This is a genomic window from Acinetobacter sp. CY73 (genome assembly GCF_059515865.1).
The window spans coordinates 1-25,661 of record NZ_JCAKMZ010000005.1 but is presented as its reverse complement, the minus strand read 5'-3'; the positions used below and the strand labels follow the sequence as shown (position 1 = coordinate 25,661).

The 25,661-nt window shown below is 38.0% G+C and carries 19 protein-coding genes; 13 read left to right on the top strand and 6 right to left on the bottom strand.

Translation table 11 applies throughout. From position 1 onward, the window contains the following. Positions 1 to 18 precede the first annotated feature (18 nt). The 3 genes from AC5YD2_RS04050 (at position 19) to AC5YD2_RS04040 (ending at position 4,482) form a co-directional block, all read left to right on the top strand. Positions 19 to 1,254, top strand: coding sequence for a lipoprotein-releasing ABC transporter permease subunit (locus AC5YD2_RS04050; protein ID WP_496125090.1), 1,236 nt, complete (start codon positions 19 to 21; stop codon positions 1,252 to 1,254). Next, positions 1,247 to 1,924 (top strand): lipoprotein-releasing ABC transporter ATP-binding protein LolD, encoded by a 678-nt coding sequence (gene lolD / locus AC5YD2_RS04045; RefSeq protein WP_496125089.1) that lies wholly within the window; start codon positions 1,247 to 1,249, stop codon positions 1,922 to 1,924. The genes AC5YD2_RS04050 and lolD overlap by 8 nt, the downstream gene beginning before the upstream one ends. Before the next feature lie 110 nt (positions 1,925 to 2,034). Continuing rightward, entirely contained in the window at positions 2,035 to 4,482 is a 2,448-nt protein-coding gene (locus AC5YD2_RS04040) for a DNA internalization-related competence protein ComEC/Rec2 (RefSeq protein WP_496125088.1), read from the top strand. A gap of 18 nt (positions 4,483 to 4,500) precedes the next feature. Here AC5YD2_RS04040 and AC5YD2_RS04035 read toward each other — a convergent pair whose 3' ends face one another. Then, positions 4,501 to 5,493 (bottom strand): lysophospholipid acyltransferase family protein, encoded by a 993-nt coding sequence (locus AC5YD2_RS04035; RefSeq protein WP_496125087.1) that lies wholly within the window; start codon positions 5,491 to 5,493, stop codon positions 4,501 to 4,503. A 132-nt stretch (positions 5,494 to 5,625) separates the two neighbouring features. Here AC5YD2_RS04035 and sppA point away from each other — a divergent pair, with 132 nt between their 5' ends. Further along, positions 5,626 to 6,642, top strand: a complete 1,017-nt coding sequence (sppA, locus tag AC5YD2_RS04030) for a signal peptide peptidase SppA (protein ID WP_496125086.1) — start codon at positions 5,626 to 5,628, stop codon at positions 6,640 to 6,642. Next, positions 6,639 to 7,433: an alpha/beta fold hydrolase gene (locus AC5YD2_RS04025; protein WP_496125085.1), complete on the top strand. Its 795-nt coding sequence runs from the start codon at positions 6,639 to 6,641 to the stop codon at positions 7,431 to 7,433. Before sppA ends, AC5YD2_RS04025 begins: the two co-directional genes overlap by 4 nt. 138 nt (positions 7,434 to 7,571) lie before the next feature. Here the strand turns inward: AC5YD2_RS04025 and purN are convergent, their stop codons facing one another. Further along, positions 7,572 to 8,201 carry a phosphoribosylglycinamide formyltransferase gene (gene purN / locus AC5YD2_RS04020; protein ID WP_496125084.1) on the bottom strand — a complete coding sequence of 210 codons (630 nt, stop codon included), beginning with the start codon at positions 8,199 to 8,201 and terminating at the stop codon, positions 7,572 to 7,574. A gap of 9 nt (positions 8,202 to 8,210) precedes the next feature. Then, a complete protein-coding gene (gene purM, locus AC5YD2_RS04015) occupies positions 8,211 to 9,281 on the bottom strand; it encodes a phosphoribosylformylglycinamidine cyclo-ligase (RefSeq protein ID WP_496125083.1) in 1,071 nt (356 codons plus the stop codon). Between the two features lie 134 nt (positions 9,282 to 9,415). Here purM and cxpE point away from each other — a divergent pair, with 134 nt between their 5' ends. The 7 genes from cxpE (at position 9,416) to AC5YD2_RS03980 (ending at position 18,892) form a co-directional block, all read left to right on the top strand. Next, positions 9,416 to 10,636 carry a chloramphenicol efflux transporter CxpE gene (cxpE, locus tag AC5YD2_RS04010; protein WP_496125082.1) on the top strand — a complete coding sequence of 407 codons (1,221 nt, stop codon included), beginning with the start codon at positions 9,416 to 9,418 and terminating at the stop codon, positions 10,634 to 10,636. A 15-nt stretch (positions 10,637 to 10,651) separates the two neighbouring features. Beyond that, positions 10,652 to 11,359: a DnaA regulatory inactivator Hda gene (gene hda, locus AC5YD2_RS04005; protein ID WP_496125081.1), complete on the top strand. Its 708-nt coding sequence runs from the start codon at positions 10,652 to 10,654 to the stop codon at positions 11,357 to 11,359. A 175-nt stretch (positions 11,360 to 11,534) separates the two neighbouring features. Continuing rightward, positions 11,535 to 13,334 carry a rhombotarget A gene (rbtA, locus tag AC5YD2_RS04000; protein ID WP_496125080.1) on the top strand — a complete coding sequence of 600 codons (1,800 nt, stop codon included), beginning with the start codon at positions 11,535 to 11,537 and terminating at the stop codon, positions 13,332 to 13,334. A gap of 34 nt (positions 13,335 to 13,368) precedes the next feature. After that, positions 13,369 to 15,768 (top strand): CSLREA domain-containing protein, encoded by a 2,400-nt coding sequence (locus AC5YD2_RS03995; RefSeq protein ID WP_496125079.1) that lies wholly within the window; start codon positions 13,369 to 13,371, stop codon positions 15,766 to 15,768. A gap of 233 nt (positions 15,769 to 16,001) precedes the next feature. Further along, the gene (locus AC5YD2_RS03990) at positions 16,002 to 16,799 is read left to right on the top strand and encodes a tellurium resistance protein (protein WP_496125078.1); all 798 of its coding nucleotides are present in this window, start codon (positions 16,002 to 16,004) and stop codon (positions 16,797 to 16,799) included. A gap of 9 nt (positions 16,800 to 16,808) precedes the next feature. Further along, positions 16,809 to 17,948 carry a toxic anion resistance protein gene (locus tag AC5YD2_RS03985; protein WP_496125077.1) on the top strand — a complete coding sequence of 380 codons (1,140 nt, stop codon included), beginning with the start codon at positions 16,809 to 16,811 and terminating at the stop codon, positions 17,946 to 17,948. Between the two features lie 23 nt (positions 17,949 to 17,971). After that, positions 17,972 to 18,892: a hypothetical protein gene (locus AC5YD2_RS03980; RefSeq protein ID WP_496125076.1), complete on the top strand. Its 921-nt coding sequence runs from the start codon at positions 17,972 to 17,974 to the stop codon at positions 18,890 to 18,892. 100 nt (positions 18,893 to 18,992) lie between these two features. On the opposite strand, the gene AC5YD2_RS03975 is transcribed toward AC5YD2_RS03980, so the two are convergent. From AC5YD2_RS03975 to AC5YD2_RS03965, 3 genes are all read right to left on the bottom strand, one after another. Further along, positions 18,993 to 19,601, bottom strand: coding sequence for a DsbA family protein (locus AC5YD2_RS03975; RefSeq protein WP_496125075.1), 609 nt, complete (start codon positions 19,599 to 19,601; stop codon positions 18,993 to 18,995). 512 nt (positions 19,602 to 20,113) lie between these two features. Continuing rightward, positions 20,114 to 21,910 carry a DUF4116 domain-containing protein gene (locus tag AC5YD2_RS03970; protein WP_496125074.1) on the bottom strand — a complete coding sequence of 599 codons (1,797 nt, stop codon included), beginning with the start codon at positions 21,908 to 21,910 and terminating at the stop codon, positions 20,114 to 20,116. Positions 21,911 to 22,140: 230 nt separating this feature from the next. Next, positions 22,141 to 23,940, bottom strand: coding sequence for a DUF4116 domain-containing protein (locus tag AC5YD2_RS03965; protein WP_496125073.1), 1,800 nt, complete (start codon positions 23,938 to 23,940; stop codon positions 22,141 to 22,143). A 171-nt stretch (positions 23,941 to 24,111) separates the two neighbouring features. On the opposite strand from AC5YD2_RS03965, the gene ahpF reads away from it, so the two are divergent. Continuing rightward, a partial coding sequence (gene ahpF / locus AC5YD2_RS03960) for an alkyl hydroperoxide reductase subunit F (RefSeq protein ID WP_496125072.1) occupies positions 24,112 to 25,661 on the top strand: 1,550 nt, incomplete at its 3' end.

Here is a 25,661-nt window from a genome sequence, read left to right as displayed (position 1 = left end):
CACCTCGGACTAGATGGTATGTTTAAACCGATCTCGCTGTATATAGGGTTGAGATACACTCGCGCACGGCGGAGTAATCACTTTATTTCTTTTATTGCTTTGGTATCAATGATCGGGTTGACTCTCGGGGTCGCTGTTCTTATTACAGTTTTATCTGTGATGAATGGTTTCGATCGCGAACTGAAAAACCGAGTTTTGGGTATGATACCTCAAGCTACTGTTTCTTCAACACAAATTTTAACAGACTGGCCAGAGCTTGCCAAGAAGATTGATACACACGAACATGTTGTCGGGACAGCGCCATTTACACAATTACAAGGCATGTTGACAGCCCAAGGGCAGGTTGCAGGAATCATGGTGACCGGGATTGAACCTGACTATGAAAAGAAAGTTTCAATCATTCAAGATCATATGGTGCAGGGCGATATTAACGCTTTGAAAAAAGGAGAGTTTGGTATTGTTCTGGGTAAACAAATGACGGATGCATTGGGCTTAAGTCTAAATGATAGTGTCACTTTAGTTTTACCTGAAGCTACGCCTTCACCGGCTGGTGTCGTACCACGTTTCAAACGTTTTAAAATTGTGGGTATCTTCAGTATTGGTGCTGAAGTTGATTCGATGATGGGATATATCGCCTTGAATGATGCTTCGACTCTGCTCCGTTTACCCGATGGTGCGCAAGGCGTACGCATGAAACTGGATGATATTTTTAAAGCACCTCAGGTAGCTGACGAGATTGTTCAGCAATTGCCAGGACAGTTCTATGCATCCAACTGGACTTATACACACGGCAACTTGTTTAGTGCGATCCAAATGGAAAAAGCAATGGTGAGTTTATTATTATTCCTCATTGTACTGGTTGCAGCGTTTAACATTGTTTCATCACTGGTCATGGTGGTGACCGATAAAAAATCGGATATCGCTATTTTAAGAACTTTAGGCGCATCACCTGTAACCATCACTAAAATTTTCATGGTACAGGGTACGGTGATTGGTGTAGTGGGAACACTTGCTGGTGCTGCTTTGGGTATTATTTTCGCAACAAACATCAGTGGCTTTATGGGATGGTTAAATACCACAATGGGTCTAAACTTGTTTGATGCATACTTCATTAACTATTTACCATCGTATTTAAGATGGCAAGATGTAGCCTTGATTGTCAGTGTTTCTTTAGTGCTGAGTTTCCTTGCTACCATTTACCCAGCATTACGTGCGGCTAAAATCCAACCAGCGGAGGCACTTCGTTATGAGTAATGTCGTGTTAGATGCCCAAAATATTCAAAAAAGCTTTACGGATGGTAAATCGACTGTAGATGTCATTAAAGGTTTATCGCTACAGGTTAACGCAGGTGAGTTCGTCTCAATTGTGGGCTCAAGTGGTTCAGGTAAAAGTACTTTATTACATGTCTTGGGCGGTTTAGAGCGTCCGACATCAGGTATTGTGAATCTGAATGGCAAACGCTTTGATAACTTAGGTGAAGCAGAGCGTGGTTTTTTACGCAATGAACACCTGGGTTTCGTTTACCAATTTCATCATCTTTTACCTGAGTTTACGGCATTGGAAAATATTTCGATGCCATTAATGTTGCGTAAAGGTGCTGAATTTAAGCAAGTTAAACAGCGCGCTGAATATTTGCTTGAACGTGTCGGATTGTCGCATCGTATGACCCATAAACCAGGAGAGTTATCTGGGGGTGAACGTCAGCGTGTCGCGCTCGCGCGTGCATTAGTGACACAACCTAAATTGATGATGGCTGATGAACCGACAGGCAACTTGGATCGTAAAACCGCATCTAGTATTTTTGAATTACTGACGGATCTACGCCAAGAGTTCAATATGGCGATGTTGATTGTGACGCATGATGAACAATTGGCGAAAGAAGCTGATCGTATTTTACATATGCAAGATGGTCTTTGGGTTTAAGCAAAGTGTCTAAATCATGTAATCAGTGTTTGAGATAAACCCGATCACTAACCTTTTAAAGCTCAAGAAATTGAGCTTTAATTGTTTCAAAATAACAATAAAGAATATCGATGATTTTTTTCGTTTTATTGATCGCTTGGATCTTAGGCATTTCTACAATGGGGCACATGTGGCCTGATCGCTTAGTTCTATTTGCACCTATTTTTTATGCTATTTCTTTCTTACTACTCATCATCGGCTTTTTTAAACTCCCATTGACGATGAAACTGTATTTTCAAGCTTTAAAAATGGGTTTCATAGCGCTGAGTGTATTTCTCATAGGGCATAATTTCGCTGTAGAATCTTTACAAGAGCGATTACAGCATCGAATAAATGCTGTCGAAGAACGAACTGAAATCGTTTATATCAGCCGTCTAAGCGAGCTAAATCGCAAAGATAGTCGTGAGTTCATCCAACAAATGGCTCAGCTTGCTCATAACGAGAATCAAAAAAGTCATGGCATCCTTTTATATCTCAATGATCGATTCAGTCAAAGTGATTTAAAACTAGGTCACTATTATCAAATCACAGGGACAGTTAAACCGGCTCATAGCTATGCGATACCGCATGTATTTGATCAAGAAAAATGGCTGATTCAACAAAATATCATGGGGACGATGCAAGTTAATCATATTACCCCAATCAGTAAAGGTGATCCTAGACTTGCTCCTTACAAGGGTTTTGTTCAATCTAACTCAAACTGGATCATTGATTTTAAGATTTCTACTGAACAGTTGAGATTGGATTACCGAAATTTCATTCAATCACAATCATTGACCAATAAAGGACTTCTATTAGCACTGCTCACGGGTGATGAAAGTCTGTTGTCAGATGTAGTCAAAGAGCAATTTAGGGTTCTGGGTATATCGCACTTATTGGCGATTTCAGGACCGCATGTTCTAATTTTTGCAGTCATCATTTGCTTCTTCATCAATCAAATTATTTCAAAATTTAAACCCCAAATATTCTTAAATATTCCACGCCCTTATCTTTTGGTTATTCCATTCTTAAGTTGTGTTTTGCTGTATACCGCATTTGTGGGTTTTGAAATTCCTGCAATGAGGACACTTTTAACTGTGACAATTATAAGTGTAGTGATCTTATTGAAGCAGCAGGTCAATGCACTAAAACTGCTATTCATGAGCGCGAGTATCTTATTGCTGATTGACCCATTTAGCATCTTATCGCCTGCATTTTGGCTTTCATATGGGGCTTGTTTTATTCTGATACGAGTATATCAAACCATGATGAAGCATCGTAATTGGATGGATGGCATAATGGTCGAATCGTGGCAAGTGAAAATATGGACATTCTTTAGAGTTTTAGTCGATTCACAATGGAAAGTCTTTATTGCCTTATTTCCATTGGTCGCGATTATTTTCCAACAGATCTCTTGGATTTCCCCATTAATCAATTTAATAGCTATTCCTTTAATCGGGATTGTTATTGTGCCATTGGAGGTCGTCGCTGCACTATTAAGCACCGTCAGTGAGCCACTCGGATTGTTATTGTTTCATTGTGCAGATTGGGTGCTGAGTTTTTTGTTATCCATCTTATCGCTACTTCAACGCATATTTGAGCCTCAACTGACTTGGTTGAGTCTTTCATCCTTATCCATTGTCAGTGTCGGTATTGGAATCATCATCTTGTTTTTACCGAAGCTGGTCATCCCCAAAGCTTGGGCTTTGATTTGTTTTTTACCCTTGGTGATTCCACTGGAAAGAGAACATGAGTTTGCTTTGACAGTATTGGATATTGGGCAAGGCCAAGCGATACATATACAAAGCCAAGATCAACAGCTTATGATTGATGTGGGTGGATATTATGACGAGTCTAAATTTAGCGTTGGTCGCCAACTCGTGATTCCCTATTTGATGGGTGAGGGAGTCTCAACACTTGATCAAGTTTATCTTTCACATTTAGATCAAGATCATGCAGGCGCATTTAACCAAATTGCTCAAACTTTAAAAATAAATCAAATTAGATCTAATCAGCAGGATGAACGCTTTCAAGGCTTTAATTTTGATTATTGTTATGCAGGTCAAACTCAGCATATTGGAAACATTCGCCTAAGTGTGCTTGCGCCGCAACGTGAAAATCTCACAGATGTTGATGAAAATAAAAACGAATTGTCTTGTGTGATTTATATTGAGGTACTAAACGCAACAGGGATGAAGAATTTTCTGATTATGGGCGATGCAGGTTGGCAAACTGAATATGAATTACTGCAACAATATCCAAATCTTCAAGTGGATGTGCTTATTCTAGGCCATCATGGTAGTCAACATAGTTCATCCTATGATTTTCTAAAGCGAATCAAACCAAAACTTGCGATTGCATCGGCAGGATTTAATAACCGTTATCATCACCCACACCCCATTGTGCTTGCTCGACTAGAAGCCTTGTCAATTCCATATAAGACCACCATTGATCATGGAAGTCTTCAATTCACTTTAAAAAATGGGGAGATCAACATTGAATCTTATCGTGACTCGAAGCTGTGGTTAAGACGCGAATAGTTAGCCTTTAATTTGCCTTCAGTGAGTTGAACATGCCTCAATCTCTGATGGGATTGGAATTGAATCAAGTTCCATTTGAGCCTGTTCTCGAACTTGGCTCACTTTTGATAGAGCCTCTTCATGCTCTATATTATAGATGTCATGTAAAACTGGATTGGCTCTAAAGCGTTTATAGCTCCAATGTGCATGTTCAGGATATCGCGCAATCAAACCTTCAATCGCTTGATGAATCACTAAAGTCCCATCCGTTGCCGAACCTTCATAGATTTGGGGATCGAGGGTTTCAATATGAATATCAAAATCTTCGGTTTCATTTCTGATGGCATAGATTAACAGTGCCACAGCTTTGGTTTTCTGGATGAGTTTAGAACTCAGATTGCTTGAGTCTAAGGGTAAGCCAAAATATCGGATCTTTTCAACGCCATGTTTAGGCGTGTGATCAGGCAGAATAACAGTTGTTCCACCTTGCTTTAAGGCTTTGAAAATTTGTCGTACACCCGATTCATCCGTTGGAACAAGATTGGCTTGTTCACGACTACGTGCGGCACGAACAAACCGATCTGCATCCTCATTTTTGATGGGCTTATACATGATGGTCATTTTAGAATGTTGAGCAAACCAAGCATTCATGACTTCCCAAGTTCCAAAGTGAGGGGCAAGTAACACAATCCCTTTTTGGGCTTGCATCGCGTCATGGAAATGCTCAGCACCATGAACCTTGCGTATACGTGAAATATTTTTCTCATTTGAGCTACCCCAAATGCTAAAGAACTCCATATAAGATTGCAGCTCATGAGAAATCGCCGCACGAGCAATTTGATTTTTATGTTCTGTTGTTAAATGGGGCAAACAAATATCAATATTTAAGCGCACTACGTTTGCAGTTTTGCCTATATGAAAATTATTAATTAACCCGGCAAGAATGCGTGCAAAAAGGCGTGAAAATCGAATGGGGCGACGGCTGAAAAAGTTTAGTAATCGTGTTGTCGTCGAAGGTGTATTTTCAGTCATCTTGTCAGTATGTAGATTATTTTCTAAGTGAGAGCGCTTGGTGAATATTATAATTTAAATTTGGCGTTTTAGGCAGTTTAATGCCATTACATGTATATAATGTCGCATTAATAACGAATTTGGATGGTAAATATGTCCGATTGGCCGCCACAACCTCATAATGATAATCGTAATTTAAACAAACAAGTTACTGGTAAAGAATGGGAAATTTTAGAAAAAGCTGTATTGGCTTCAGTTGAAGAGCAAAGACGTACACGTCGTTGGGGGATATTTTTTAAGTTTCTAACGTTTGCATATATTCTATTTATATTGGTCGTTATGGGACGCGGTTGTTCGACGACGAATGTCGATGCCAGCGCGACAACAGGTAATCATCTAGCTGTCGTGGATATTATCGGAACAATTGCTGCTGATGAGAAAAGCGTCAACAGTGAAGATACGATCAAGTCACTCAAAAAAGCATTTGAAAATAAACAAAGTAAAGCCGTGATTCTTAATATCAATTCACCAGGTGGTTCACCTGTTCAATCTGACGAAATTTGGCAAGAAATTCAAATTTTGAAGAAAGCACATACGGATAAAAAACTGTATGCGGTGATTGGTGATACGGGTGCTTCAGGTGCTTACTATATTGCATCTGCTGCGGATCAAATCATTGTTAATCCATCGAGCTTAGTGGGTTCGATTGGTGTGATTATGCCAAATTATGGTGTTAATGGTTTGATGCAAAAACTCGGTGTTGAAGATCGCACAATGACCTCGGGTGAAAATAAAGCACTATTGTCGATGACCCAGCCTGTCGATCCTGCTCAAAAGGCGCATGTTCAAGGGGTGTTGGATAATGTTCATGGACACTTTATTGACGCGGTGAAAAAAGGTCGTGGTGAGAAATTGAAATCTAATGATCCATCTATTTTCTCAGGTCTATTCTGGACCGGTGAGCAAGCAGTCACTTTAGGGATTGCAGATCGAATCGGTAGTGTAAATGCATTAAAACGTGAATTGAAAATTGATAAGACTGTGAACTATACGATTGAGCACAATCCACTGGATTCAATTTTGGGTCGAATGGGTGCAACAGTCGGACAGGGTATTGCATCATCTATTTCACAGCAAATTCAGTCTGAACAAACGACGAAGTTACAATGAAACCACTTATTCATTTCGCACATGCCAATGGTGTGCCTGCTCAAGTCTATCAAAAACTATTTGATGCTTTGAGTGGTCAATTTGATGTGATCTATGTGCCATTCATTGGAACAGATCAGCGCTATCCTGTGGATAATCATTGGGAAAGTATGACTCAACAAGTGATTGATCATATTGTCCAAAAAGCCAATGGTCGTAAGGTGATTGGCATTGGTCATTCGTTGGGCGCTGTTCTGACATTTAAAGCAGCTTTAAAGCGTCCTGATCTTTTTGAACGCGTGTTGATGATGGATCCTCCTTTGATTTTAGGCAAAGAATCCTTGATGCTGCACATTGCAAAAGTCTTGAAGCTCAAAGCTGTAGATTCAATGTCTCCAGCTGCTCTGTCATTGCGCCGTCGTGATCATTGGGAAAGTCGTGAGCAAGCTGCTGAATTATTGAGACCTAAAGGGTTTTATCAAGAATTTGATCAGCAATGTTTTGATGACTATATTCGTTATGCTTTGACAGATGATCATCTACGCGGTGGCGTTGAACTGACTATCCCGAAAATGACAGAAGTTGAAATTTTCAGGACCAATCCTTCCTTGTGGTGGATGCCTCAAGCTAAACCCATGATTCCTGTGGACATGCTTGTTGCTTCTCAAGGGCCATTTTTAGCACGTAAGTTTCCTCACAAAGCTGAAAAAAAATTCGGGATACCTTTTCATATTTTTGAGGGAGGGCATATGTTTCCTTTGGAGCATCCGATCGAAGTCGCGGAAAAAATTAAAACTTTGGTGCTTCAATAAAGTACATTAAACCTATTTGCTCCAGTCTAAGAAATAATGATCTATCAGTGTTATTTTGAGCAATAAAAAACGCATCTTAAGATGCGTTTTTTATGTGAAATCTATGGCGGGTTTAGATTTACCCATCATGATTTAAACTCATAATTTACAAAATTGAAGTGGTTCGACTAAGGCTTGACCACGGTATAAAACACCCTCTTGCGTGTATTTAACTGTTCCATTGCAAATCCATTCAACAGCTTGAGGATAAATCAGATGCTCTAGAACATGAACACGTGAAGAAAGTGTTTCAATATTGTCATTTAGCGCGACCTTGACGACACCTTGAGCAAGGGCTTGACCTGCATCAAGTTCAGCCGTGACATAGTGCACTGTGCATCCATGGAACACATCGCCTGTATTTAAAACACGTTGATGTGTGTGCATGCCCTTGTAATGTGGCAATAAAGAAGGGTGGATATTCACCATTTTCCCTTCCCATGATTTGACAAAACCTGCACTTAAGATGCGCATGAATCCAGCGAGAATAACCAGATCAACATCCCAGTCGATTAACTGTTGATGCATGACTGCATCAAAGGCTTCACGATTAGGATAATGCTTATGTTCAATCACAGCCGTCGCAATATTGGCTTTTTGTGCACGTTCTAAAGCATATGCTTCAGGCTTGTTGGAAATCACCCCGACAATTTGCCCTGAAAGATTGGCATCAATCAAGGCTTGAAGGTTGGAACCACTACCTGAAACAAGGACAGCAATTTTAATCATAATAGCGACTTAAGCAAAAACCACACGGATTTTTTCGTCAGCGCCTTCAACAGATTCTGCGTTGTCTACGATATGACCCATAGTCCAAGCTTTTTCACCTAAACCGTTTAAGAGTTCAACTGTTTTGTCGGCTTCACTTGCATCAACAACAAGCACCATACCTACACCACAGTTAAAGGTACGGTACATTTCGAACTGTTCAACGCCACCTTCTTTTTGAAGTAGTTTGAATAATTCTGGCCAATCCCAAGAGGACTCATTTACAACTGCTTGAGCGCCATTTGGGAGTACACGTGGAAGATTACCTGGTAAACCGCCACCTGTGATGTGCGCCATCGCGTGAACATCAACATGCTTAAGTAATTCAAGAATAGATTTTACGTAAATGCGCGTCGGTTCCATTGCAACATCTGCAAGAGGACGACCATCAACGATTTGAGTTAAATCAACATTTTTTACATCAATGATTTTACGAAGTAAAGAATAACCATTTGAATGAGCACCACTCGATGCTACACCAACTAAAACGTCTCCCGCTTTAACTTTAGTGCCATCAATAATTTTGCTTTGCTCAACTACACCGACACAGAAACCTGCAAGATCGTAGTCATCGCCTTCATACATACCTGGCATTTCAGCAGTTTCACCACCGACCAATGCACAACCAGCAAGCTCACAACCCGCGCCAATACCTGTCACTACATTAGCAGCAACATCGACATTTAAATGACCTGTTGCATAGTAATCAAGGAAGAATAAGGGTTCAGCACCACAAACCAGAAGATCGTTCACACACATGGCAACCAAGTCTTGGCCAATGGTGTCATGACGATTTAAATTCAATGCTAAACGTAATTTTGTACCAACACCATCTGTGCCAGATACGAGAACAGGTTCTTCATAACCTTTAGGGATTTTACAAAGGGCACCGAAGCCGCCAAGACCGCCCATCACTTCAGGACGTGTAGTACGCTTTGCAACAGATTTGATACGATCGACTAATGCGTCGCCCGCTTCAATGTCGACACCTGCGTCTTTATAGCTTAAACCAGTGTTATGGGTAGAGGTTGAGTTGCTCATAATGAAGTCTCCGCATTCGCGCGGAGATTATACCTGAATATACGAAACTCTTATGGTATTTATGCCTTAAAATGTTATCTTTAGCGAAATATTTTTATTTCAATAACGAATCACTTAGAAAAAGGCGAGATTGCATGCAAGATCGTACATTAAAACGAATTTTTATTATCGCTGGGCTAGCGCTTTTCCTATGGATTTTGTATCTATTAAAGCCTGTCGTCATTCCATTTATTATTGCTTTTCTTGTAGCTTACTTATTTAGTCCATTAGTCGATAAACTACAAAAGATGGGTCTGCCTCGATGGTTCTCGATTGGTGCGGTCTTTATCGGGATTGGTGTAGCGGTAACCATGGCGTTCTGGTACATCGTTCCATTGGTTTGGAAACAGTTGATTATTGCGCGCGATAGTATTCCTGTCGGTATTAATTGGATTAACTCCAATTTTCTTCCATGGGTATCCAATACCTTTAATGTCGAAGAAATGGAGATCGATACCAATCACATGTCGACGATCGTGATGGATTATATTCAGACCAACTACAGTACTGATAGTTTGCAAGCCATGGCACTCAGAGTGGCTCAATCTGGACTTAACTTTATTCAAGTGGGTGGTACTGTTGTCCTCATTCCGATCATCGCTTTCTACTTCCTCTTAGATTGGAGAAGAATGCTGGATAGTCTACATCGCTTAATTCCACGTCCATATGAGAAAACAACGCTCGAAATTGCAGGTGAATGTCACAGTGTTTTAGGTGCATTCGTTAAAGGGCAATTCTTGGTCATGATTTTATTAGGCATTGTTTACGCAGTTGGATTACAACTGATTGGACTTGATGTTGGTTTAATCATTGGAATGATTGCAGGTCTGGCAAGCATTATTCCTTACCTTGGTTTTGCTGTCGGTATTGTTGCAGCCGTGATTGCCACATTACTTCAGTTTGGTGTGGATTGGATGCAGCTTGCCTTGGTTCTGGTTGTATTTATGATTGGACAAGGCGTGGAAGGCTATGTATTACAGCCTTTCTTACTTGGCGATAAAATCGGTCTTTCTCCTGTAGCTGTAGTGTTTGCAGTGCTGGCAGGGGCACAACTTGCTGGATTCCTAGGAATGCTCATTGCATTGCCTGTCGCAGCTGTGATTGTTGTACTACTTAGACATGCTCGTGATAGCTATGAAAAAAGTCAACTTTATGGTTATAACAATGTTGAAATTCAAACGGATGCTTCTGGATCTGTGAGTATTCGTACTCAAGACGTGGATATTGATGTTGAAATTAAAGATCCAGTTGTAAATAATCAGCAAGTTACTGAAAATTCTAGTAACATGGATTTACCAGATCGAAAAGAACCATAAGGGCACTTTCATTAGATGCGTCAATTACAATTGAATATAGAACCCCAACTCGATGCTCGAATCAGTGATTTCTCTGGTCCGGGTTGGGGGCCTGTAATCGATGGCGTTAGACAGTTACATGCCGGACTGATGAACCGTTTTTATCTTTACGGTGGAGCAGGCACGGGTAAGAGTCATTTGCTGACAGCGATTTGTGATTCTTATTTGGAAGTGGGAAAGTCTGCAATCAAGGTTTCTCTACTCGAATTACTGGATGCACCGATTGAAGCAATTACTTCACTGGAAATGTATGATTTAGTTGCCTTAGATGATATTGAAGCGATTAGTGGTGTGCCTCATTGGCAAAAAGCAGTATTTCATCTGATTAATAATAATAATGAGGGAGGAGGACAATTGGTTTTCTCCTCTCGTGTTGCACCGATAGAGCTTAAGCTTGAGCTTCCTGATTTGCAGTCACGCTTAACACAGGCTGTCAGTGTGAAAGTGCCTACTGGACAGTCCTATGCAGATCGATTGGCATTACTGACCTCAGTAATAGAGCGTAAAGGTCTTCATTTTGATCCACAAATCATTGATTACTTACTGATGCATGGTCCGACTCAGACCAGCACCTTACTTCAATCCTTAGAGCAATTGGAAAAGTTGTTACAAGGGGAGAAAGTGAAACTGTCTAATGCGACGATCAAGCAAATCTATGCATTGATTGATGAATATAAGCAATAAAATATCTAAATTTAAATTTTTTTGACCATGAATTTCATTCGTCGAAAATAATAATCTGTAACCCAAAAAAAATTGTTTAAATTGACCAAATGTGACAAAGTACGCGAAAAGGAATAATAGTGTTACATTTTTATGTTGCGCTGATTATAAAAATAAAGAAAACAAGGAGTTCTCTATGCTTAAACAAAGCATAAGCTTGGTTTTATTGTGTTTCGCTGGTCAAACTTTCGCAGCGGATATCATTGTTAATACTACTGAAGACGTAACTGCTGCAGATGATAAGTGCTCACTGCGTGAAGCAATAGAGTATATCAATCAAGGTCGACCAGAAGCAGGCTACAATGGCTGTGGAGGTAAAGAAACAACAAACAATATTAATCTCGAATCTCTTACTTACCATTTAAATAAAGAAATCCTAATCTCGAAAGATGTGACGTTTAGAACTCGCTATGAATCTGATTTAAACAGCAACTTGTTGGGAAAACAGAATGCTGTGATCAAAATGAATGGTATAGATCGCATTTTCAATATTGATCGAAAATCAGAAACAACTGAAACAAAAGATGATGATAATGCTCCAATTCAGGTAAATTTTCATGAAATTACCTTAAAAGGTTGTGATGCCATACTTTGCAAAGAGCAAGGTGGTCTTATTTATAATAAAGAGGTATTGAATTTAAATAACTCACAACTGTTGAATGGAAAAGCGACGTTAGGTGGGGCAATTTACAGCGCAGGCAAATTTGATCTTCTAAAGACACCTGGTTTTGTCACCATTACGAATTCGGTGATGCAAGGCAATAAGGCTGAAACAGGGGCAGTTATATATAGTGTTACGCCACAGTACTTAGTCAAATCTTCTATTGTTAGAGATAATGAGGTGACCGGAGCATCTGCTGCATTATTTGATAGTTTGGAGGGATTTGAAAAAGATTCAATTCCAAATATTAAGAGTGATGCCAGAGGGATGGTAAACAGCACGATTTTTAACAATAAAGGTCATACCATCCGGGTCATGGATAAAATGTCCGTCAACAATATCACCATGATTTTTAACACCAAAGGATTGATTCTAGACGCGCCGCTAGAGCTTGGTTTTGTTGGCAACAGTATCTTGGCTAAAAATGGAACTGAAGATTGCACTATTCGCCAAGGGGGGATCGCCAATAATTTGAGTAATAACTTATATTCAAATGGTTGCGCTGGAACGCTTTCTCAAAGCTTGGGTAGCACTAATCTGATTGCTTCATCGTCTGTCGAAGGTACGTGTGATATTACATCAGATGGTATTTTATGTCCTTTTAAAGAGTATCCAGATTCAAGTTTAGGTTATTTTAGACCGAGATTATTAGAAAGTTATCGTAGTCTGAATGATTCACCTATCGTGAATAAAGGTCCGACATCAGGTATGACGTTTATTTCATGTGAAACGTCTGATCAAAGACCTTTTCCACGTAATAATATAAGAGATCTTTGTGACCGTGGGGCAGTCGAGCTTAAGGTCGATTTAAATAGCATTGAACTTGTTGGAGCTGATATCAAATACGGCGACGTTGCTAAAATGTCGATACGTGATCAACTGGTCGATGGAGAACTCATTACACCAGCACAGTGTCAAAATCTTTTTGGTAATGAACCGAACGGTGGAACTTGGCAACCTGGATGTTTAAAAATAATCCAATCAGATCATGTCCCATCCAAAGGGAAATTAACACTTACACAGGAAGGTGATATTAGTTATCAACCTGGCAGTGATTTTCATGGAAGTGATCAATTTAAGATTTCGGTCATTACAACCACAACTTACTTTAGTGATTCTTTAAATAAACGGATTGAGATCAAAACAAATGTCGTCCAAGATCCACCTGATACATTTAAAGATTATAGTGTGAAAACTTCTGGTGGTGGTTTTGGTGTTGCGGGTTTAATAGGGTTGTTGGGCTTGATTGGTTTACGTCGCCAAACAAAACGATAAAAGTATATCGACAAAATAAAAATAAGGATGAGTGATGAAAAAATTCACAAAAGGACTCTTAACAATGGCTGTATTGGCGGCGATGTCACTTATGGCAGCCGAGGATACTACCATTCTAGTGACCACCTTCGATGATGAGGATGGTGAAAATCCGAGTAAATGTTCGTTGCGAGAAGCTGTAACCGCAGCTTCGACTCATCAGCCGTATGGTGGCTGTCCAAAAGGGGATCGCTATGCTTCTAATGTTAAAAAGATTCAATTAGAAGCAGGAACTTATCTGCTCAAGCGAGAACTGACACCTAATTCTCCGCTTTATATCATTGGTAAAGAGCCTGCTGACTTTACAAGACCCAATACGATTAATAATGATTATCCAGCAAAAACACCATTAAAAACAACGATTTCAGGCCAAGGTTCATCGCGTTTATTTAATACCATCAATTTGGAAAAGCCGAGTTTAACCCTAGAGAATATTGTATTGGCTGATGGTTATAACGTGGGTGCTGGAGGCGCTCTTCTATTAGGTGGCAATGCTGAACTCATCAATGTGGTGATTCAAGGTTCAAAGGCTGATAAAGGTGGTGCGATATTCCTGAATGATATCAATAGTCATCTAACCATTACAGGTTCTGTACTCAAAGATAATAAAGCGGTGACTGGTAGTGTTCTAGCCATGACTTGTTTAGATGGGTTAAATTACACCACGAGAAATATTGCAATTAACCGAAGTAGTATCATTGCAAATGGTGATGCGAACAGCCAAAGCACATTGGCTTATTGTGGTCAACCCACAGCCCTTATTTCGACAAGTACCATCAGTAAAAATATAGTCAATTCAAATACAGGACGGATCATTGAATTTAGTGGATTTACTGGAGCAACTCTCAATAATCTAAGCCCAAATTCTAGTTTAGGTTTATTAAGCAATAGTATCGTAGAGAATACTGCTTCTACTGCACTACTTTATGATGCAACAGCGAAGAAAACTCTAAATTATAATATCCTTGCATTTAACTCAGCTAAATCGTGTAAATATAACAGTGGAGATATTGCCACTGTCAATAATGCGAATATAGAGACTGAAAAAAATGCAATGAATCTGAGTAATGCAGATTGCGAGTTACCTAAAACGAGTCTGGATTATGCAATCAAGAATTCAGTTGATATCAATGGATTAAAAATAAGTGACCTTTTAAGCTCACTACAAATAGATCAGGAATATACAGATTTTCTACCAATGTATTTTCCACTTGAAAAAACAGGTTTGAGTCTGATTGATGCAGGAGGTAATGGCGGTTGTTCTGAGTTTGATCAGAGAGGCATTAAACGGGCTTTATCATCACAGTCAACCACTGCAAGTATGAAGAGTAACAGCTGTGATATCGGTTCAACTGAAGTGTTACATCTAACAGTTCAAAATATTACGGATACCAATAAATCCGTAACAGGTTTAATTTCAAACTATCAAGCCAATTATGACTTGTTCAATGATCTGATAAATAATAAAGAAACCAAACCTGAATTATTAAAATATTATCAACTGCGCCGTGATGAATTTAGTAACTTAATTCGATATACACAATCAGATCAAAAATACAGAACTATTTTTATTGATCCTTTTACAGCCAATATGCCTGATGAATTAGTGGTGAATGGTGCGCGTCAAATTCAGCATTTAAATCCTGACAACTATGAAGTATCTGTAGTGAGAACAGGTGTCGGTAAACTGGGTTCAGATGGCTTATTTATCGGTCAGGATGACACACGATTAAAGTGTACTTGGAATAGTAATTTAAAACAGATCATGCTTTATAGAGAAGATGATCGTGTCACCGCAGACAGTGATTTTGAAGTATGTCAGTACACCCTTAAAAATAAGCAAACCTCTAAATCTGCAAGTGCTTATATTTTAGGTCGTTTTACCAATATTGCCCCAGTTGTTCCTGAGAAATTAGATATCACTGTTGATCATGGTGGAACTCAAAGTGTCAGTATTGATTTGCTCAAAGGTGCCAATGATGATGGTGATGGACTGGTGAGTACATTAACGAATTCAAACAAGTCTGCATTCTTTCTAAATCCTCAAGGTCAAACGCAAGCCATTCGTATTACGAACTTACCAGATCCAATCGCTATACGGGCAGATCGTTCAGGCCCATGTCCGAATTTAGACAGTAAATACACGTGTTATGGTGGTAATGTCACCTTACAATTGAAAAATACATTAGATGTGTTTTCTTATAAAGTCGATTATGTCGTTTACGACGCAGATGGCGCACCCTCAGGTACTGGAAAAATTCACTTAAATAATACGGCGACTGCTCCAGGTAGTGTGAGGAGCAATGGTGGAGGGGGTTCAATCAGTTGGTTCACATTGTTGGGATTGGCAGGTTTACTTGGGTATAGAGCGAGACAGGTATCACGTCGTCATTAAAGCAATAACAGTGATGTTTTTTTAATTGACCTCCTCAACGTTACATCAAACCCGCTGAATACAGCGGGTTTTTAATTCGATTTAGATGCGTTAACGATTTAAGTATTTGTGATTGCATAACGATTTGAGTAAATATAAAGTGAATGATAATTGCCGTTGTTTCATTGCAATTTGCTACATTAGAACGCATATAACTATTTACTATAAACAGATTACGAATTTATTTTAATGATATGAAGCAATTTTCTGAGCTTGTTCCACTTGATCAAATTACGGTGAGTCCCGATGAGCTTATCGCGATTAAACGCAATGATCTTGTACCCCTGTTGGATGATCAAGTTCGTCTGAATCATTATGCTGATCATTTGATTCAATCACAAGCAGCCTTGTTAAATGGGGTTGACCCTCAACTTACACAACAGCTGAGCCATGTCATTGCCGATATTATTCAACAACTGAATCAATCCAAAAAATCGCTCAAAGTTAAAAAATTTAATGCCCTGCAACGTTGGTTGGGTTTAGATTTAGAATTCAATGCTGGCAAAATTAAATATCTTAAAGATTTGGATCGTAATATTCATCAAGCCCAACAATTGAGTCAAAAGCTTCAAATTGAGATTCAAAAGTCACAATCACGCTTTCAACAAGCCAACGGTTTACGTGAACAAATGGCGAAATATATTCGTGCTGCACAAGAATTTCTAGTCGAATACCCTAATTTTGTGAAAAATTTGCATCCTTTAAACAATTTTGAAGATCGGCTCTCGAAGAAGATTAATACTTTGCAGACCTTGCAAGCCAGTAATGACATTGCTCTGGCGCAAATGCAACTTACACAACAACTTTCATTCAGCTTGATGGATCGTTTTAAAGAAGCTGAGCAAGTCCTCATTCCTGCTTGGCAATATCATTTAAAACAGAGTCAACAGCAAAAAAATAGTTCTGGAAACACACAGACTACTTTAGATGAGCTTGATAAAAGCCGAGAAAAACTCATTCAATCATTACAGAAATCATTAGATAAAAAATAAGGGGATATCATGTCAGATTCAAATTCAGAACTATTGGTGAAGTCATCCACTGAAGTATCTACAGAGCTTCAACAGCAAGACTTTGAAAAAATGAACTTGAAAGAAATTGGGTTGCAACCTCAAGATTTTCAAGCCGTACAGACAGCGCGTAAAGAGTTGGCAGATATGAATCATTCTAGTGTTGCTGAGTACGGTAAGAATATTGCAACCAAGACTTCAACGTATACTGATGAATTGCTTAACTTGGTCAAAAATAAAGACCTCGATGTAACGGGTCAAAAGCTCAATGAAGTCGTGAATGTGGCACAGCAACTGAATACGTCAAGTATTTTAAATAAACCGAAAAGTAGTGGTTTTTTGGGTGGAATTTTAAGTAAGTTTAGAGGTGCGAAGCAAAACTTTGATCAGCATTTTAATACCACGAAAGAGCAAATTGATGCTTTGGTGAAAGAAATAGAAACGTCGCAAAATGGTTTGAAGGCACGTGTGGGTACTTTGGATAAAATGTTCGAAGGCGTGCAAGATGAATATAAGCAATTAGGTGTCTATATCGCAGCAGGGCGTCTTAAACAACAGGAAATCCAACAAGAAATTTCGACACTTTCGGCACAGGAGCAAGATCAGCAAACCAATCAGCGTGTGTATGATCTGAATCATCTCGCCAATAATCTTGAAAAACGCGTCAGTGATTTGCAGGTATTACAGCAGTCTGCAATGCAAACCTTGCCGATGATTCGTATTATTCAGTCGAATAATATGATGTTGGTCGATAAATTTTACGCAATTAAAAATATTACCTTGCCTGCGTGGAAAAACCAGATCAGTTTAGCCATTTCGTTGAATGAGCAAAAGAATAGTGTGCAATTGGCAAATAGCATTGATGATGCGACCAATGATTTGTTGAAGCGTAATGCAGATTTACTGCATCAGAACTCTGTTGATACTGCGAAAGCCAATCAGCGTTCAGTGATTGATATTGAAACCCTTGAACATGTACAGAATACCCTCATTAATACCGTAAATGATGTGATTCAGATTCAGAAAGAGGGTATGCAGAAGCGTGAGGAGGCATCTACACGGATTCGTGCATTACAAACCAATTTGCAACAATTGGTTATTGACTCCAGTAATAACCAAACACATTCATAGGTCATATCGTCGAGGTCATTTGATTGAAAACTGTAGAAGATCATCCTGTTAAATCCGAACAGATCGCAACAGGTTTAAACGTATTACAAAAGCGTCAAAACAAGCTGAGTCTAATGAGTGTGTTGACCGGTAGTTTGTTTCTAGTCAGTTTTGTTGCGATTTTTATTCAGCAGGATGTTGTCTATAGTTTTTTTGGAATGACTCAAAGCGTTGAACAATTGCATGTTCCGTATTCGATTCAGGGCATTATTTCTCAATACCACAATCAACCGGATTATTTATTTAATTTATTGGGTTGGATGGGTTGGTTCATCTTGAAAATTTTTTGTTCGATGATCGGTGCATTTGTAGTCATTCATTTTTTGAAAAAGTTTAAGTTTTTTGCAATCAGATTTCAGTCTTTCATACTTAAATTTGTTGCTTGGCTGATTTCTATCATTCTGATTTGGTCTGCTTTGACTTATATTCAATATGATATGAGTGATGATGATGAACAAGATCAATATGAATTGACTTATTACAAACAACATATTCAAGAAAGTGAAATTGCACAAATTATGAATGAGGATAATAGCAATAATACGGTCAAAGCATATGTATTAGGGCAGGTCGCATTATTGCACAAGCCAATCGATAAGGATGTTGCTACTTCTTATGTGGCACAACTGGCGCAGGCTGAAAGAACACAACATAACTTTATTGAGTATGGTTTTAAACCTGAAGTGATTTGGACGATGCAGAAGCAAGTTTATGGTCAAGCGATGACACCTTTGGCGAAAAGTATTGAACCGAAAGTGTTAAAAGCAAATCAACTTTCTCTACTCGCAAATATTTCGTTCATTGCTCTGTCTGCATTGTTATTTTTATTCAGCTTAATCTTTTATTCGATATCTCAACGTTTAAAAGGTCGAATCAATCGTATTCAATATCAGATTGAGAGCTGATTGACGGTATTTAAAAAACAGAATATTCAGATATTATAAAAAAATCCCGAAGCTGATTCGGGATTTTTTTATAATGAGATGATTTATTTTTGTTTTTGACTTAGCTGGCTTGGCGTAATAAATCTTTAATCTGCTGAGTTGAAAAGCTTTCATCAGAGATTTCACCGTTGACAATAAAATAGGGTATCGGATGTTTTCCTAAGTTTTGAACATACTGGGTGATATCACGTTGATGATCTGCGATTTCTTTATGTTGTATTGAACGTAGAACATGATTGCCGTCTAAACCAATGCCTTCGATTATATTTTTCAAAACATCAGCATCGGAAATATCTTTACCGTGTGCAAATATGGCATGAAAAAGTGCTTGAGTCAGCGCAAACTTATCTAAGGTATTTTCCAAAGCCAAAATCGCTTGATGAGCTAAACGACTATTAGGCATACGTTTCATATGCTCAATATTCACTTCAATGTCTTCGCTATAAGCCTCAAATTTGGTCATTTCCAGTTTTCTTTGTGCTGCAGTTGAGCCATATTTTTCAGTAAGGTATTCAAGCACATTTAACCCTTGTTCAGGAATCTCAGGAACAGCTTGAATAGGTAGAAGTTCAATGCGCGAAGCAGTTTGTTCATTCCAGTTTTTCTTTAATTTTTGGAATGCGACATAACTCATGGGATAAACAATATCAAAAACAAATTCAATTTTCATGTACTTACTCTTTTTGTTGTGTAACGGAGGATATTGATTGAAGAGTCGAGTGTTTAGTTCGTATCGGGTATATGATTTGACAAATTAGAAGCTTTGAAGATTACATCTGAGATTTATGAATTTTTTCTTAAAAGATTGAGAGATAATTGTAAATTATCAGTTCACATTCCTATTCAAATCATCTCAGACCTAATGATAACTTTAACAATAATTTTATGAGCTTACTTTTATGGTATGCAGTAGCGATTAGATTGTGAATAATTGCCCTTTAATCCGGGTGTAGAAACTTTATGGATTTTTAAAGAACTGATTGAGTAATACTCTGTCATTAAAATTGCTTTTTTTGCATCTAAGTAATCACTAGAATTTAATTGAGATCTACTTTAGATTTTTTAGCATTCAAGTAATAGGCTCAGTTTTGCAATAGAGTGTTCTACAAATTTAACGATTGAATAATTTGGTTTAGATCATTTACTCATCTAATTTATAGATATTCATTATTTATGAAATTCTTAAGAAATCAATTGATTACAATTGTGTTTGAATATTTTCCATTGTCTTTTACATTCTTTACGGAAAATTTTATATACCTTTTCCATAAATTCGTCATTCTTCATCAGTGAAACAGGTAAAAAGTAAATATTGTCTATATCAACTTGAATAGAAATCAATGCCAAATCTGGGTCGGCTCGATCTTTTAAAGACAATTTATAGTAAAAGTTCTTTTTTTCAGATTGGCTTTCAAAGTAATCAGGTTGATCAAGTTCATTTGATAATTTAGGCACTAAAGCAGACGCGGTCATATCGCATTGTTCAAATATTTGTTTTTTTAAACTTAAATCACGTTTTAAATGATGCGGTAAATACACCCAAGCCAAACCATCTTTCATCAATGCCTGTAACAATAATTCCCTGTTAACTAAATTTCGTTTAGGCATAAATTCCATCATGCGTGGAAGCTTTGCGTATACATATTCACATATTTCGATGTCATTTTTAAATTCGGTCGGTAAATGTTCATAAATGGCGGGTTTATTTCTTAATGCTAACCAAATCATTTCACGATTCGATTTATAGGCCAATGGAATGTTTGTATACATTTCCCCAGCTTGCTTTAATGCAATTTTGATCCATTTTTCATTGTTCTTTAATTCATTACTAAAAGAACTGTAAGCGTAGCCAGCACTTTTGAGTGCGGTACAGATCAATTTATCTGTCCATAATTCTTTTGGAACACATTCAATCAAACCACCATCCAATTGTAGTGCTATTTTGAGATAGGCAAGATAATGCTGATGCGTTGGATTAATTTTTTGAATCATTCGAGGATATTTTCTTAGAGTGGTTCTAATAATCAGGTCATTATTTTTAAAACTGTCATCCAATGCATTGTAATTGATTGGATGAAGTTCAACCAATTTGCGTGCAATTTCAGCGCTCATCGGGCCTGTATAGCCCTCCAAGGTTGATAGTCCTAGTGAAGCTGCAAGATATAAATTGGGAAGGCTATGAAATTTTTCTGGAGCTGCCATCAGCACATCTCCAGGTGTCGTCGTTCTATGCACCCAAATGCCATACTTAGAATGATTAAAATGATAGATATCAGGTCGCTGTGCATTCAAGGCTATTTTCAGATATTTTTTCTTATTTTTAAATTTGATATCTAGGTATGGGTAAAGATCTGGATTGCGTGCCAATACATGCTGAACAAATTTGGCATCTGATCGAAATTTTTTAGCAATGACTTCAAATTTCTCTGCTTTATAAATCACGTACATTTGGCAAAATCTACGGTCATTCATCAGCTTATTACTAACATCAATATCATAAGCTTTAGTAATTGCTGCCATGGCTAGATAAGGATTGTTTTGCTGCTTTTGGGTGAGTTCAAAATAATTATAAGAATCATCGCTATTAAAGAAAAAACAAGTGATGTTATTAAATGCATATCTCCCTGAAAGATATTCTAATGTCCCTCCACGATACGCAACTGCATATGCGATATCTTTATCGTGGTAGCGGAAAGGTCGAGTTATGTCAAAATAATCGACATAACTTCGAATACAATGACAAAAAACATAACCTTTAATAAATTTTAAATAGGAGGGACTCGCACGTAATGAAGCATTCTTAAATACAAACTCTTCATCTTTTTTGAATTTTTCGTCGACATAAATAAAAATATCTCCAAACTCTTCATTACAGCATTTCTCAATGAAAGCCTTACTTTCGCGCAAGTGCTTAGGTGCTAAAAGGAAATGGCTCGGATCATTAAGCAGTTGGTGAATTTTGAATTTTTCGGTAGTCATTTGAATGAGTTATATTGTTATTGATTAATTTTTAAGTATAGCAAAGTTAAAAGTTGTTTCATAAGTATAAGGATAGTTAAGCAAACTTAGAGGCTTGAGTCAGCGCACTTTCTAAATCTTTGTTTTTGATGCTCGAATTGAATTGTAAAATTTCTCAATCTGTTTTACATAAACAAGATATTGTTAAACTTATTATAAAAGGTACATTCAATGCTTATTTGTGTATTCGACTATGCAATGAGTTGATCACAATTGTTCTTAAATAACTTCCACTGTCTTTTACATTCTTTACGAAAAATTTTATACACCTTTTGCATAAATTCATCATTTTTCATCAATGCAACAGGTAGGAAATATATATTATCAATATTGAGTTTGATTGCATCTAAAGACAACTCAGGATCATTACGAAAAACATGGGGAAGTTCAGCGTATAGGTCATGATTTTGATTTCTCCATTTAATATATTCCAACGGAAATTTTTCTTCTTTTTCATTAAGAATTTTAGCTAAAATCAAAGGATTTTGAGATTCGGCTACATTCATTAAACCATGATCTTGTTTCAACTTATAAGGTAGAAACGGCCACGCTAGGCCATCTTTTTCTAATGCTTCTTCAATTTTTAATTTATTTGTCAAACATATTCTTGGCATAAATTCCATCATACGTGGAAGTTTTGTATATACATATTCACATATTTCGATGTCATTTTTAAATGCAGTGGGTAAATATTCATACACTGCAGGTTTATTTTTTAATGCTAACCCAATGATTTCATGGTTAGATTGATGTCTTAATGGAATTTCTTTAAATATTTCGCCCGATTGCTTTAACGCAATTTTTATAAATTTCTCATTATCTTTTAATTGATCGTTTAAATAATTAAAACTATATCCTGAACTTTTCAGCGCAATGCAAATAAGTGCATCTGTCCATGTATTTTCATTTATGTACCTGAGTAAGCTACCATCTACTTGCAAGGCTATTTTTGCATAGGCTTTATAATTGGAGTGTTTTGGATCAATATCTACAATAATTTCAGGATATTTTCGGATTGTTGTCCGAATAATCAGATCATGACGTTTATAAATATCGCTTAAGGCATGAAAATTCCTCGGATTAAGCTCAACTAATTTTCGAGCAATTTCCAGACTCATTTTCCCTTTATAGCCATTTAAATTAGACAAACCTAGCATCGCAGCACGATAAAGATTTTTTGTAGTTTGAAACTTCTCTGGAGCGGATAGTATTAAATCTCCGGGCTGAGTAGATCGACGTGGTGTAATGCCATATTTGGAGTGATTGGATTCATAGATTTTTGGACGCTGAGCATTGAGTGCAATTGTGAGGTATTTTTCTTGAGCTTTAAATTGAGTATTTATGTGGGGGTAAAAATCTGGATTATGTGCCAATACGTGCTGAACAAATTTGGCTTCCATCTGGAACTTTTTTGGAATCTTTGAAATATTTTCGGCATCATAAATGAGGTACATTTGACAAAATAAACGACTTTTGATGATTTTTTTATATTGGGTGATATCAATAGCGCAATCATCAGTCAATGCCGCCATTGCTAAATAAATATTGTTCTGAAATTTTGGTTTTAAGTTTTCATAATTATTTGAAAAGTAACGAGCATAATGGAAAGCACTTGTTTTATTAAAAGCAAATTCTGGAGAATATTGATCAAGATTACGTCCTTCATAAGCAATTGCTAAGGCAATGTCTTTATCGAAATAGCGATATTTCCTGTGAATACTGAAATAATTTGCTCTCCCCCAAAGGCATTTGCAAAAGGTATAGCCTTTGTATTCTTTTAAGTATAAAGGGCTTGAATGTAGAGAAGAGTTTTCGAATACAAAATCTTCATCTTGTTTAAACTTATCTTCCACATAAACGAAAAAGTCTCCACCACTTTCATTTGAACACTTTTTGATAAACTCTTTATTTTCACGTAAATGTTGAGGTGCGAGGAGAAAATGATCTGGTTCTCTAAAAATACGATTAGCATCAAATTTTACTGTTTTCATTATGGCTAGATTTATTGTTATTTATTAGGTTTAAGTATAACCAATATTCTCAATAATTATAGAATTCAAAAAACCGATTGTTTGTATAAAAACAAACTGTTTTACCTGTTTATAAGATTTGGCTATGATTCATTTATCAAATAAACATTTACTCCTTTGGAGACGTTAGCAATGTTAGATCAAAATACTTCAGCACAACTCAAAACACTTCTTGAACGCCTTGAAAGCCCAATTGAAATCGTGGCAACCTTAAATGGCACAGATAAATCAAATCAAATTAAAGAACTGGTTGAAGAAGTGGCGGCATTGTCTGCACTGGTGACTGCGCGTTTTGACGGAACTAACAGCCGTGCACCAAGTTTCGGAATTGCAAAAGTAGGTGAACAACCACGTGTATTCTTTGCGGGTCTTCCAATGGGTCATGAGTTCACCTCTTTGATCTTGGCCTTGCTACAAGTTTCTGGTTATGCACCGAAAGTTTCTGATGAAGTGTTGGCTCAAATTAAAGACTTAGGCATTAAATCAAACTTTGATGTGTTTGTATCACTCAGCTGCCATAACTGTCCTGACGTGGTTCAAGCCTTGAACTTAATCGCGATCAACAACCCAGGCACTACAGCTACCATGATTGATGGTGCATTCTTCCAAGACGAAGTCGAAGAACGTAAAATCATGGCCGTTCCAATGTTGTTCCAAGATGGCGCACACATCGGTCAAGGGCGTATGACTTTGGAAGAAATCATTGCCAAGTTAGACACCAACGCTGCTGCGAAAGATGCGGAGAAGCTCAATGCCAAAGAAGCCTTTGATGTATTGGTGATTGGGGGTGGTCCTGCGGGCAATACCGCAGCCATCTATGCGGCTCGTAAAGGCATTCGTACTGGGATCGTGGCTGAGCGCATGGGCGGTCAAGTGATGGATACCATGGACATTGAGAACTTCACGTCAGTTCAAAAGACTCAAGGTCCTAAGTTTGCAGCTGAAATGGAAGCACATGTCCGTGAGTATGGTGTCGACATCATGAATCTACAACGAGTGAAATCGATTGTGGGTGCAGACCAAACCACTTACGGTAATGTTGAAGTGACTTTGGAAAATGGTGCAAAACTTGAATCGAAAACCGTGATCCTGTCTACAGGTGCGCGTTGGAGAGAGATGAATGTACCGGGTGAAGCTGAATACCGTACCCGTGGTGTGGCGTACTGCCCACACTGTGATGGTCCACTGTTTAAAGGCAAACGTGTTGCAGTGATCGGTGGGGGTAACTCGGGTGTAGAAGCGGCAATTGACCTTGCGGGTATTGTTGAGCATGTAACCTTGGTTGAGTTTGATACCAAACTACGTGCGGACCAAGTACTTCAAGACAAATTGAACAGCTTACCGAACACCACTGTGATCAAAAATGCCTTATCGACTGAAGTGGTCGGTGATGGCAAACAAGTCACAGCACTAAAATACAAAGACCGTACAACTGATGTTGAGCACACTGTAGAGCTTGCCGGGATCTTCGTTCAAATTGGTTTGTTGCCAAACACGGATTTCTTAAAAGACTCGAAGGTTGAGTTAAGCAATCGTGGTGAGATCATCATCAACGAGCGCAACGAAACCAATGTCAAAGGTGTGTTTGCTGCGGGTGACTGTACCACTGTGCCTTATAAGCAAATCATCATTGCAACGGGTGAAGGTGCAAAAGCGTCTCTGTCTGCTTTTGATTATATGAT